Genomic DNA, 11721 nt, shown 5'->3' on the forward strand with positions numbered 1-11721 from the left:
GCAAGGGGTCACGTTCGTGGCCCCTTGCTTTATCGATGTCGGTTCTCGCACAGCAAGGTTGATTTATGGCCGCAGACACGCATCCGAAAGACACCAGTACCCCTTTGCCCGAAGACAGTGATCATATGCTGGCCCACGATGTGGACGAGGAGCCGGTGGAGGCCAATCGACGCCTGTTTACTGGCGGGTTGCTCAAGCTGGTGACCTTTCTCGCCGTCGCTTACTCCGCATTTCACCTGTACACCCTGAATATCGCCCCGCTGGAAACCTGGTCCTTCCGCATTGTGCACATCGCTGGCGCGTTGGTGCTGGGTTTTATCCTTTACGCGGGTGCCCGTTTTGTCACCATCGAAGAGGAATGGCATCGTCGCCGCTGGACCACCTGGGGAGGTGCCGTATTGATGTTGCCGGCCTTGTACGCGGGGTATCAGGTCTACGTTTTCTACGGCATGGTTCAGAGCGGCACGCTGCGGATTCCCGCGGAACTGGAAGGCTGGCACTTCGGCTGGCCCCTGCTGGCGGCTACCGGGCTGGGCATTATCTTGAGCTGGTTTCATCAGCGCGACCGTGCCCGTTTCAGCTTGCCGGATCTGGTTCTGGTGGTGTGCTCCCTGGTCGTGGCAGGCTACCTGCTGGTGGTGTACAACACCTCCATGCGGATGTCGACGGGGACATCCTTTGCGCCGATCGGCATTTCGTTTGCCGCCGTCGCCGGCACGGCGCTTATCATGGAGCTTACCCGTCGGGTCGCGGGCTTGGCTCTGGTCGTGATTGGCCTGGTTTTTCTGACCTATGTCTTTGCCGGGCCCTATCTGCCCGGCTTTCTGGGGTATCCGGGGCTGTCTGTGCAGCGCTTTTTCAGTCAGGTTTACACGGACGCCGGTATTCTGGGGCCGACGACAGCCGTGTCGTCGACCTATATCATTCTGTTCATCATCTTCGCGGCGTTTCTTCAGGCGTCGAAGGTGGGGGACTACTTTGTCAACTTCGCCTTTGCCGCAGCGGGCCGATCCCGTGGCGGCCCCGCCAAGGTGGCCATTTTTGCCTCTGGCCTGATGGGGATGATCAACGGCACCAGTGCCGGTAACGTGGTGTCCACGGGGTCCCTGACCATCCCGCTGATGAAACGGGTGGGCTATAGCAAGAAGTCCGCGGGCGCGGTCGAAGCGGCAGCATCAACCGGTGGGCAGATCATGCCGCCGATCATGGGCGCCGGCGCCTTTATCATGGCCGAGATCACCGGTATTCCGTATACCGAGATTGCCATTGCCGCCATTATTCCCGCTATTCTCTATTTCGCATCCGTGTTCTTCATGGTGGACTTCGAGGCCAAGAAGCTCGGCATGCGTGGCATGCGTGAGGATGAGCTGCCGAATCTGCGGCGCTTACTCAAACAGGTTTATCTGTTTATCCCGATCGTGATTTTGATCGTGGCGCTATTCCAGGGCTATTCGGTGATCCGAGCCGGAACACTGGCCACGGTTTCTGCGGCTGTGGTGAGCTGGTTGTCGCCCAACAAAATGGGGCTGCGTGGCATTCTCAATGCCCTGGAGATCGCCTCCTACATGTCGGTGCAGATCATCGCGGTGTGCGCTGCGGCAGGGGTGATCGTCGGGGTGATCTCGCTGACCGGGGTCGGCGCCCGTTTTTCCGTACTGTTACTGGATCTGGCGGAAGCCAGTCAGCTGCTGGCGCTGATTTTTGCCATGCTGATCTCGATCCTGCTGGGCATGGGGATGCCGACCACCGCTGCCTACGCGGTAGCTGCCTCGGTGGTGGCGCCGGGGCTGGTGCAGCTCGGGATTGACCCGCTGACCGCGCATTTCTTCGTGTTCTACTTCGCCGTGGTCTCGGCGATTACGCCGCCGGTGGCTCTGGCTTCCTATGCGGCCGCAGGTATCTCCGGTGCCAATGCCATGGAAACCTCGGTGGCGTCGTTCCGAATCGGCATTGCGGCGTTTATCGTGCCATTCATGTTCTTCTACAACAGCGCACTGTTGATGGATGCCGGCTGGTTTGAAACCCTGCGCGCACTGGTGACAGCAACCTTTGGAGTGTATTTGCTCTCGGGTGGGGTGCTGGGCTGGTTCGGCCGGGCGGCGGCGCCGTGGCTGGTCAGGATTTTGCTGATTGCATCGGCCCTGCTGATGATTGAGGGCGGAGCCTGGACGGATCTGGGTGGTATCGCGCTCGCGGTTGTCGCGTTCCTGCTACAGCGCCAGCGGGCGGCAAAGGTAGCGACCGCCTGAGTCCAGACCGTCGCCGGGACAAAGCTCGCAACACGAACGCCAAGAACGCACCCCAACCCGGGAAGGTCCGGTTGGGGTGCGATGCATCAAAGGTTGGCTTCGGCGTATTCGGCCAGAGCCGAACGGGGGACACCCTGCAAGTGGATGTGTCCGCCGTGACGGAAGTTCTTGAAACGCTCTGTCATGTAAGTCAGGCCCGAGCTCAGCGAACTCAGGTACGGGGTATCGATCTGCGCCAGGTTGCCCAGGCAGATCACTTTAGAGCCATTACCCGCCCGGGTAATGATGGTTTTGATCTGGTGGGGCGTCAGGTTCTGCGATTCATCAATGATGATCAGGCTGTGCTGGAAGCTGCGGCCGCGGATGTAATTCATCGATTTGAAGTGCAGCGGCACCTTGCTGAGAATGTAATCCACGCTCGCTGTCATGTTCTCGTCGTCCTCGTGCAGGGCTTCGAGGTTGTCCACGATCGCACCCAGCCAAGGCTCCATCTTCTCGGCTTCTGTACCCGGTAAAAAGCCAATGTCCTCATCCAGGCCCTGAGTGGAACGGGTGGCTATGATGCGCTTGTAGAGCTTGCTCGCCACGGTCATTTCAATACAGGCTGCCAGCGCCAGAATGGTTTTGCCTGAGCCAGCGGAGCCGGTCAGGTTGACCAGATGGACATCCGGATCCAGTAACAGGTTCAGCGCCAGAGACTGGTAGATGTCCCGTGGCACCAGACCCCAGACCTCCTCGTCCATAAGGTCATGCTGGTGAAGGTCGCGGATGACAATCTGGTCCGCCGACAAGTCGGTGACCCGGCCGACGAATCCCTGTTCGTCGATCACGAATTCGTTGATATGCAGCAGGGCCAGCGTGCCCTCACGCTTGAGAATGTGCTCGGTGATGCCTTCGCGCTGGACGGTTTCGACCTTTTCAATCGTGTCCCAGAAGGAATTGGGGAACTCGTGGTAGCCCTTGGGCAGAAGATCAATGTCGTCCAGTAACTGGTCGTTGTGGTAGTCCTGTGCCTCGACGCCAAAGCCGCGCGCTTTCAGGCGCATATTGATGTCTTTACTGACCAGGATAATCTCGTGACCTTCGTGCTTGTCCTGCAGGGCCGCGAGCGTGTTGATGATCTTGTTGTCGTTCAGGTGTTCGGGCAGCGAATGGGTTTCCGACTGTTGCGCACTCATCAGAATCAGCAGTCGACCCAGTGGCTCTGCTTTTTCGGCCCGGACAATGGGGACGCCTTTTTCAATGTCTTTTGGGGTGGCATCGCCAAGCAGCTTGTCGATGTTCCGGATGGCCTGGCGGCAGTCCGCGGCAACGGCCTGTTTACCGGATTTGAGGTTGTCGAGTTCTTCAAGGACGGTCATCGGGATGATGACATCGTGTTCTTCAAAATTCAGGAGGGCGTTGGGATCGTGAATCAGGACGTTGGTGTCGAGGACATACATCTTTTTGCGAGCTTCGGGTGCTCCGGGCATAGGGCGCGCTACCTCTCTGGTTAATCAAGCAGTTACTACAGGGCACATCGCTGCATCAGTTCCTTGTCTGAGATTAACTTGAGCATATCGTATGTGGTTATTATCCCGATTATTTTTTTTCCCTTTTTAACAAAAATCCGGTGCAGGTGTTCGCGCATCATGGTGTCGGCGATGTCGTGCACCGGAGTCTGTTCGTCAACGGAAAGGACGCTGGGGGTCATGATGTCCCGTACTTCCACCGGGACTTTGCTCATTTCCTCGAAAATGAACATTCGAAGGCGCCGGGCCTCTTCCTCTTCTTCCGGAGTCAGTTTGCAGTCGGTGTCAGATCGATTGGCATTCCAGCGAAATTCCGTAATGTCTTTCAGGGTGACTATCCCGACGATGTCGCCGTGGTCGTTGGTGACCGGGCTGCCGGTGATTTCATTGTCGATGAGGAAGCGGGCGAGCCGGTCCATCGTCCAGGCCTGAGGGACCGCCTTGATACTGGGAGTCATGATCTCGTAAGCGAGAACCGTCATGGATCGGTGCCTGCCTTTTGTGGTTCTTTTGCTAGAGCTTATCGTCTTGCAGAAGGCGAGTCATCCCCTTCCTGCTATTCGGTGGAATGACGAACGCTGATTAGCTGTCCGGCGTCGTCGTACACCAGTTCGAAACCCTGGTAGTGAGGCTTCTGCGCAACTTTCTCCAGGGCCTGCAAGGAGCGAACGGGAATATCCACCAGCAGAGAGTTGACCAGCCAGCCCGGCAGCGAGCCGTTCGGGTCAGTGTGTTGAATCCAGATCATCTTGGTCTGGTCGCCCCTGGGAATAAACCGATAAAAGGTGTCTGAGCGGTCGACACGGATGCGACCGTCAAATTCTCTCCGCTGGTTGGGTATAGCGTTAAGGTCCATGATCACTTCGCCGGATGCCCGGTTGCCTCGGGTTTGGATGCGAAGTACGTAGTCGCGGTCGGTCACCGGCCAGGGCATGTTGTTGACGGAGTAAGCGTAGCGATCGTGGAAGTTGCCCTCACCAAAAGCGTAGGATTCGATGCAGTTGTGGACCCATTCCAGGCAAGACTCGGGGTTGATCATCACGGCCATCAGGTTTTCGATGGGCGTGTCCAGCAGGGCTTCTGCTTTGAATGCTTTGAAGCTTGAGTCGGTCTGGTCGACGGTGTATACGCGGATGTTGCCGACTTCTTCGCGGAGTTTCCAGTCCTTGGCGTCTTCCGCGGGTAATTGCGCACTGACAGAGGAGGCGGAGAAAACAGTGGCCAGTAAGGTGGCGCCCATCGCCGCGATCCAGCCCGTAATGCTATGGGCTTTGGTAGTTCTCATGAAGTAAGCTTCCTTGACATTTGTGGCCCGAGTCTAGCATGAGGTTTGGGCGGTTCTGTTCTCTTAAACTGGGGATTGTGAACCAGGTATCTCACTGACGATGCCCTGGCAAAAAATGGCCCAAGCTGACGGATTCAATGATGGTCAAAAAACTGGTGGATGAGAGCGGCAGGATCGCGCCGGGCCTGTGCGACGGAGTGGTAGACGAGATCAACTACCAGGCATTCGACCTGCGCAATGCGATGGATAAGCCGCGCTCGCGGCTTGCGAGGCGTTGGCGGTTCAATCAGTTCCAGTTTGTCAGTGCCATGGCGCCAGACTGGGTGTTCGGCATGGCGATTGTCGATCTTAAATTGGTCGCCAACGGTTTTTTCTATCTGTACGACTTTGCCTCCGGAACGTTGCACGAACAGTCCTTTCTCGCGCCATTGGCTCGGGGCGCCCGAATCGAGCCCAGGCCGGAGCAGGGAGCTTCGGTTTTCGCCAAGGGCGATGCGGTACTCAGTATCCTCCCCGGTGGCGAAGGCAGATCAGTCCGGGTGAAGGCGCCCGGAGACATTCGGGTAGACCTGACCCTGCACAACGATGACGATCCACTGCGTTTGGTGTCGCCGGCGGGCTATAACGGCTGGGTCTTCACCCGAAAATCGGCGGGACTCCCGGTGACAGGGCAGGTGCGCTGGGGGCAGGAAGTCTGGCGCTGCGACGAGGGCACCCGGGGCTCAATTGACTGGAGCTGTGGTTTCATGCGCCGGGAGACGGCATGGAACTGGGCCTGTATGGCGGGGCAGTTGCCTGACGGGCGATCTCTGGGGCTGAATCTCGCTGCGGGAGTTAATGAAACCGGGGTGACGGAAAACGCCCTGTGGCTGGACGGCCGCTGCCTCAAGTTAGGGATCGCCCGCTTCGACTTTGATCGCCAACAGCCCGGCAAGCAATGGCGCGTCACAACGGACGATGGCCGGGTTGATCTCATGTTTGAGCCAGCAGGTGTGCGTCAGGAGCGGCTGAACGTGTTCGTGCTGGCGTCCAATTTCAGGCAGTTCATCGGCACCTTCAGCGGTTTTATTACCCACGAGGGCGGCGAGCGCCTCGCCATTGCCTCAATGCGCGGCCTGATGGAAGACCATTACGCCCGCTGGTAGGCCCCGGGTGGGGCCATCAGCAAAGGTAAGGGAGCCGGGGAGTTAACGTTCCGGCAGAGTGACGTTTAATTCCAGAACCGAAAAGTTGTCGTTGCGATCAACCTCGACCTGTACCATGTCATCACTGATTTGAACGTACTTGCGGATGACATTGAGCAGCTCCTGCTGCAGCTGGGGTAAATAGTCCGGTTGCTCGCGCTGGCCGCGCTCGTGCGCGACGATAATTTGCAGACGCTCCTTGGCCACGTTGGCCGTGTTCTTCTTACTGCCCCGAAAGTAATCAAGGAAGCTCATGCCTTAACCTCCCTTGAACATGCGCGAGAAGAAGCCTTTCTTCTGCGCGGTCATGAAGCGGTGTTCGCGCTCCTCACCCAGCAGGCGACTTACTGCGTCATCATAGGCCTGTCCGGCGTCACTCTCTTCTTCAAGGATGACCGGAACGCCCTGGTTGGAAGCGTTCAGGACAACCTGGCTTTCCGGGATGACACCCAGTAGCGGGATGGCGAGAATTTCTTCGACATCGGCGACAGATAGCATTTCGCCGCGCTCTACTCGTCCCGGGTTGTAGCGGGTCAGCAGCAGGTGTTCCTTAACCGGATCCTGGCCCATTTCGGCCCGGCGGGACTTGCTCTGGAGAATCCCGAGAATGCGATCCGAATCCCGTACCGATGAGACTTCCGGGTTAGTGACGACAACGGCTTCGTCGGCGTAATACAGGGCCATCAGGGCGCCGTGCTCGATGCCAGCCGGCGAATCGCACACGATGTAGTCGAAACTGTCGGACAGTTCGTTAATCACTCGTTCCACACCGTCTTTGGTCAGGGCTTCCTTTTCGCGGGTCTGAGAGGCCGGCAGGATGTACAGGTTTTCGACCCGCTTGTCGCGGATCAGGGCCTGAGTCAGGGAGGCCTCACCCTGAATGACGTTGACGAAGTCGTAAACGACCCGTCGCTCGCAGTTCATGATCAGGTCCAGGTTGCGCAGGCCCACATCAAAATCGATAACAACCGTTTTGTGGCCGCGCTTGGCAAGACCGGTGCTGATTGAGGCGCTGGTGGTGGTTTTGCCAACGCCGCCTTTTCCTGAGGTGACGACAATGATTCTAGCCAAGGTTCGTTTCCTGTATCACGGTGAGTTCGTCGTATATGCCGAATGAAAGATTCTATTGTTGTATTTTGTCTTACTGTCAGGCTTTGTCTAGTGGCATTACCACCAGCAAATCGTCCTTTTGCTGGATTTGAACGGCGCTTTTCCAGCCGTCGTTCTGAAGATCTTCTGAAATTTTATAGTGTCCGGCAATGGACACAAGCTCCGCTTCCAGAGATTGGCAGAATATGCGCGCGTTTTCCGCGCCGTGAATGCCGGCCAGGGCTCTGCCGCGCAGCGGTCCGTAAACGTGAATATTGCCTGCCGCGAGCACTTCAGCCCCTGGCTGAACCGAGGCAAGAATAATCAGGTCGCCCTCGGGCGCATAAACCTGCTGGCCGGAACGTACCGGCTGCGACACCACCCGGGCGGGCACTGCCTCGCCGGACCTGGTCTCAACCACCGGCTGAGTGACAGCAACCTCTTCATTGCTGGTGTCCTCTGCGGCAGGTTTTGGTTCTTCGACGCGTTCACGCTGCGCCGCCGCCGGCAACAGAGCGAGTGACGCTCCCCGCGCCAGCCGGCGTTGGTCGTCGGTTCCACCACGAACACCCACGACATGCATGTGGTGGCGCCGGCAAATGCCGATGATTTTGAAGAAATCCAGCTCGCTGTCCGGGCCCTGATACTTTTCCAGGCCGATGATGATCGGAATATCCTTGAAGAAACCGGGAGCCTGACTGATTTTGTCCCGAAGTGTGGCTTCAAACTCATCGTTATCGAAAAAGTGCAGCTCCAGTGCGGTCATTGAAAGGTTGGCGCTTTTGAGCTGAAAAACCTGTGTAACCCCAGTGTTGGCGTTATCGGTCATGGGTGTTTCTCTTCCGTGGTATTTTGCGTTTGTCGCGGCCTGAGGGGGTCGGCGTCGAATCGAATGCCCGACCAGCCAGTGCTGATAAACTGCCGAATGTTGGCATGACTGCTGCCGGACGGGTCTTCGACGACTTGCCGATAGTGCTCGGCAAACAGCCTTAGCGTATCGGACTCTGCCAGGTTGCAATAGCGCCCCAGGGCGAAAACCCGGCAGGAACCGGCGTTTTCGCCGGGGGCATTGGTCAGCGGGCCGTTGTGAAACGCTGTGGGCTGATAGTCGAAATGCCGTTCGATCAGAGCCAGGGTTTCGGCAAAATCAGCATGCCCCGCCGCCAGTGACGCCAGATGGATGCGCACTGCTTCGTTGACGGTCACTGTTTGTGAGCCTGCTTGTCCCCGGTCTGATATCGACTCTTCCACTCTTCGTAGGGCATGCCGTAAATCTCTTCCCTGGCATCCGGGTCGGAAATTTCGAAGCCGCGTTCGAGCGCTTCAGCGCGGTACCATTTGGACAGGCAATTCCGGCAGAAGCTGGCCAGGTTCATCAGGTCGATGTTCTGGACATCGGTATGCTCCTGCAGGTGCTTGACCAGGCGGCGGAAGGCGGCCGCTTCTATTTCGGTGCGACGGGATTCTGGAATAGGGTTGCTCATGGGGCCTCACGATATTTTTGTGTAGCTATCACTGCGCTTCCTGACATTCTCAGTATGTTAGCTTAAGATACAAGGCTGTATAAATGTACATATACCGTGAGGCGAGCCTCTGAGCCATGCGCCAGCGCAAAATCATTCACATTGATTGCGACTGTTTTTATGCCGCCGTCGAGATGCGTGACGACCCAACGCTGCGAGAAGTTCCGTTGGCAGTGGGCGGCGAGGGCGGGCGAGGCGTCATCACCACGTGCAACTATAAAGCCCGAGCCTTTGGGGTCCGTTCCGCCATGCCCGGCAGTGAAGCCCGGCGTCTGTGCCCGGGCCTGGTAACCGTACCGACGGACATGGCGCGTTATCGGGCTGCGTCGCAACAGGTCATGGCAGTTCTTCGAGAACTCACCGATCTGGTGGAACCTTTGTCGCTGGATGAAGCCTACCTGGATGTGACCGAAGTAACGGAGTGCAAGGGCAGCGCGACCTTGATGGCTCGCCAGCTGCGGGAGCGTATCCGTGAGCAGGTTGGCATTACGGTGTCGGCGGGTGTGGCTCCCAACAAGTTTCTGGCCAAGATCGCCAGTGACTGGCAGAAACCTGACGGCCTGTTCGTCATCCGGCCCGAGGATGTTGACGGGTTTGTGCTCGAGTTGCCGGTTGAGAAGCTCTTTGGTGTCGGTGAAGTGACGGCTAACAAGCTGCACGCTCTGGGCGTGAAAACCTGTGGCGATTTGCGAACATTGGCACCGGAGGTGTTGATTGATCGCTTCGGCAAGCAGGGCTATCGACTGCACGAAATGGCCAATGGTCGGGACGAGCGGCCCGTGGTGGTCTCCCGGGTCGCGAAATCCATCAGTGTCGAGCGCACTTTTTCTCAGGATTTGCCGGATCGGGCGGCCTGTGAATCCGTGATGGCCTCGCTGGTGGCTGATCTCACACAGCGCCTGGCCCGAAAGGCCCGGAAGAAACCCATCCACAAGCTGTTCGTCAAAGTTCGCTACAGTGACTTTTCCACCCACACGCTGGAGCGCGTCAGGGAGCACATTGAGGCTCCGGAAACCGATGACTATCTACCACTGTTCAGAGAACTGGTGTCCGGCCGGGACCGTCCTGTCAGGTTGCTTGGTCTGGGCGTGCGATTTCGCAATGACGAGGCGCCGGTGACTCAACTGAGACTGTTTGACTGATAGTGGTTATAAACAACAGGAGGACTGAATGGAAACCCGAAAACTTGGTAATACCGATCTCGATGTCAGTTTGATTTGCCTCGGAACCATGACCTGGGGCGAACAGAATACCGAGGTCGAGGCCTTTGAACAGCTGGATTTCGCCACTGCCCAGGGTGTGAATTTCATTGATGCCGCCGAAATGTATCCGGTTCCCCCGAGGGCGGAAACTCAAGGTCTGACCGAGACCTATCTGGGTAACTGGCTGGCTCGGCGGGGGCGACGGGACGATCTGGTGATTGCCTCCAAGGTCGCCGGACCCGGCAATGGTCTGAGCTATCTGCGCAGGGGCCCCCGGCTGACCCGGGAACACATTCGACAAGCCTGCGAGGCCAGCTTGAAACGCTTGCAGACGGATTACATTGACCTGTATCAGGTGCATTGGCCGGATCGTGTTGCCAATTTCTTTGGCAAATTAGGCTACCAGCACAAGCCGGACGAACACTTCACTCCCATAGAGGAAACTCTGGGTGCCCTGGATGAGCTGGTTCGGGAAGGCAAGATCCGCCATGTCGGCCTGTCGAACGAGACACCCTGGGGGACAATGGAGTACTTGCGTTTGTCTCGGGAAAACGAGTGGCCGAGGCCGGTCAGTATCCAGAATCCCTACAACCTGCTGAACCGTTCGTTTGAGGTGGGGCTGGCTGAGGTCGCCCATCGTGAACAGGTCGGGCTTTTGGCCTACTCGCCACTGGCGTTTGGCATGCTGTCGGGCAAATATCTCGGCGATGTCTGGCCAGAGAAGGGGCGTTTGACTCTGTTTGAGCGCTTCAGCCGTTACACCGGGCCCAGAGGAATGGAAGCGACACGGGCATACGTGGATCTTGCCAAAGGGCATGGGCTGTCGCCCGTGCAACTGGCCTTGGCCTATGTAAATAGTCGGAGTTTTGTCACCAGTAACATCATTGGCGCGACGACAATGGGACAGCTTCGGGAAAACCTCGGGTCTGCCAGCATAAAGTTGGACGATGAAGTTCTGGAGTCAATAGAAAAACTGCATCAAACATATACTTATCCTTGCCCCTGAAGACCTTCTTCGGGTGTCTCTGCCCTGGCCAGCGGCCGGGGCAGAGCCTGGATTGGTTACACGTCGAAATATTTGGGATTATTTTTTGACAAAAAGAAAGTTAAACAATGACAAATAAATGACTGGTTTGTGTACAACTTCACACCTTTTCCGCGCACAATCATTAGACTTTAGACTTATTCGATATTGGCTTACATCTCGCATTTTAGGTTGCCGAAGTTTCATGATTATTCGCATATTTGTCGTATTGCTTGCTCTCAACCTGGTCGCCTTTGTGGTGCGTGCCGAAGCCGATGAGCTTGTGTTCGATGATAGGGCGGAAGCCAGTACTGTCGAGCAGGTATTGGGAGCGCAGGAGCGCCTGACCGGAAACCCGGACGACAGCTCGATCGGCGTGTTTTCCGAACTTGGCTCTCGCCTCCTGACCTGGACCTTTTCCCGCACTGACTCCGGCAAGCGGTTTGCCTCTGAGCCGGCCCAGCCGGATCATGGTCTGGCTCTGCTGAACGAGGGCGCCTGCCTGAATTTGAAGTGGAACTTCTGATCCACGTCAGTCTTTCGTTGATTTCTCCCTGAAAAAAGTACAAAAGCCTTCCTGATACGTTGCCACTCCTGATCGCCCGTGTGATGATCGTTGCTCAAACAACGGGCTGAAAACAAGAAAGGAGCTTG

At 57.2% G+C, this 11721-nt stretch carries 13 protein-coding genes; 5 read left to right on the plus strand and 8 right to left on the minus strand.

Going from position 1 to position 11721, the window contains the following annotated elements; genetic code table 11:
• The first annotated feature begins 65 nt into the window (after positions 1-65).
• Positions 66-2249, plus strand: a complete 2184-nt coding sequence (locus LPB19_RS07750; protein WP_206645487.1) for a TRAP transporter permease — start codon at positions 66-68, stop codon at positions 2247-2249.
• 86 nt (positions 2250-2335) lie between these two features.
• Here the strand turns inward: LPB19_RS07750 and LPB19_RS07755 are convergent, their stop codons facing one another.
• From LPB19_RS07755 to LPB19_RS07765, 3 genes are all read right to left on the minus strand, one after another.
• On the minus strand, positions 2336-3691 hold the full coding sequence (locus tag LPB19_RS07755) for a PhoH family protein (RefSeq protein WP_206645732.1): 1356 nt from the start codon (positions 3689-3691) through the stop codon (positions 2336-2338).
• Positions 3692-3756: 65 nt separating this feature from the next.
• Entirely contained in the window at positions 3757-4242 is a 486-nt protein-coding gene (locus LPB19_RS07760) for a CBS domain-containing protein (protein ID WP_206645488.1), read from the minus strand.
• Positions 4243-4316: 74 nt separating this feature from the next.
• Entirely contained in the window at positions 4317-5045 is a 729-nt protein-coding gene (locus LPB19_RS07765; RefSeq protein ID WP_206645489.1) for an START domain-containing protein, read from the minus strand.
• Positions 5046-5182: 137 nt separating this feature from the next.
• Between LPB19_RS07765 and LPB19_RS07770 the strand changes: the two genes are divergently transcribed.
• A complete protein-coding gene (locus LPB19_RS07770) occupies positions 5183-6190 on the plus strand; it encodes a DUF2804 domain-containing protein (protein ID WP_206645490.1) in 1008 nt (335 codons plus the stop codon).
• Between the two features lie 42 nt (positions 6191-6232).
• Here the strand turns inward: LPB19_RS07770 and minE are convergent, their stop codons facing one another.
• From minE to LPB19_RS07795, 5 genes are all read right to left on the minus strand, one after another.
• Positions 6233-6484 (minus strand): cell division topological specificity factor MinE, encoded by a 252-nt coding sequence (gene minE, locus LPB19_RS07775; RefSeq protein WP_206645491.1) that lies wholly within the window; start codon positions 6482-6484, stop codon positions 6233-6235.
• Between the two features lie 3 nt (positions 6485-6487).
• A complete protein-coding gene (minD, locus tag LPB19_RS07780; RefSeq protein WP_206645492.1) occupies positions 6488-7300 on the minus strand; it encodes a septum site-determining protein MinD in 813 nt (270 codons plus the stop codon).
• A gap of 76 nt (positions 7301-7376) precedes the next feature.
• Positions 7377-8147, minus strand: coding sequence for a septum site-determining protein MinC (minC, locus tag LPB19_RS07785; protein WP_206645493.1), 771 nt, complete (start codon positions 8145-8147; stop codon positions 7377-7379).
• A complete protein-coding gene (locus LPB19_RS07790) occupies positions 8144-8524 on the minus strand; it encodes a HopJ type III effector protein (RefSeq protein ID WP_206645494.1) in 381 nt (126 codons plus the stop codon). The genes minC and LPB19_RS07790 overlap by 4 nt, the downstream gene beginning before the upstream one ends.
• Positions 8521-8802, minus strand: coding sequence for a DUF1244 domain-containing protein (locus LPB19_RS07795; protein ID WP_206645495.1), 282 nt, complete (start codon positions 8800-8802; stop codon positions 8521-8523). The genes LPB19_RS07790 and LPB19_RS07795 overlap by 4 nt, the downstream gene beginning before the upstream one ends.
• Before the next feature lie 116 nt (positions 8803-8918).
• Here LPB19_RS07795 and dinB point away from each other — a divergent pair, with 116 nt between their 5' ends.
• The 3 genes from dinB (at position 8919) to LPB19_RS07810 (ending at position 11593) form a co-directional block, all read left to right on the plus strand.
• Positions 8919-9983, plus strand: coding sequence for a DNA polymerase IV (dinB, locus tag LPB19_RS07800; protein ID WP_206645496.1), 1065 nt, complete (start codon positions 8919-8921; stop codon positions 9981-9983).
• 28 nt (positions 9984-10011) lie between these two features.
• On the plus strand, positions 10012-11049 hold the full coding sequence (locus tag LPB19_RS07805; protein WP_206645497.1) for an NADP(H)-dependent aldo-keto reductase: 1038 nt from the start codon (positions 10012-10014) through the stop codon (positions 11047-11049).
• A gap of 223 nt (positions 11050-11272) precedes the next feature.
• Positions 11273-11593: a hypothetical protein gene (locus LPB19_RS07810; protein WP_206645498.1), complete on the plus strand. Its 321-nt coding sequence runs from the start codon at positions 11273-11275 to the stop codon at positions 11591-11593.
• Positions 11594-11721: the final 128 nt, after the last annotated feature.

Origin of the sequence: Marinobacter salinisoli (genome assembly GCF_017301335.1) — a bacterium.
Taxonomy (GTDB): domain Bacteria; phylum Pseudomonadota; class Gammaproteobacteria; order Pseudomonadales; family Oleiphilaceae; genus Marinobacter; species Marinobacter salinisoli.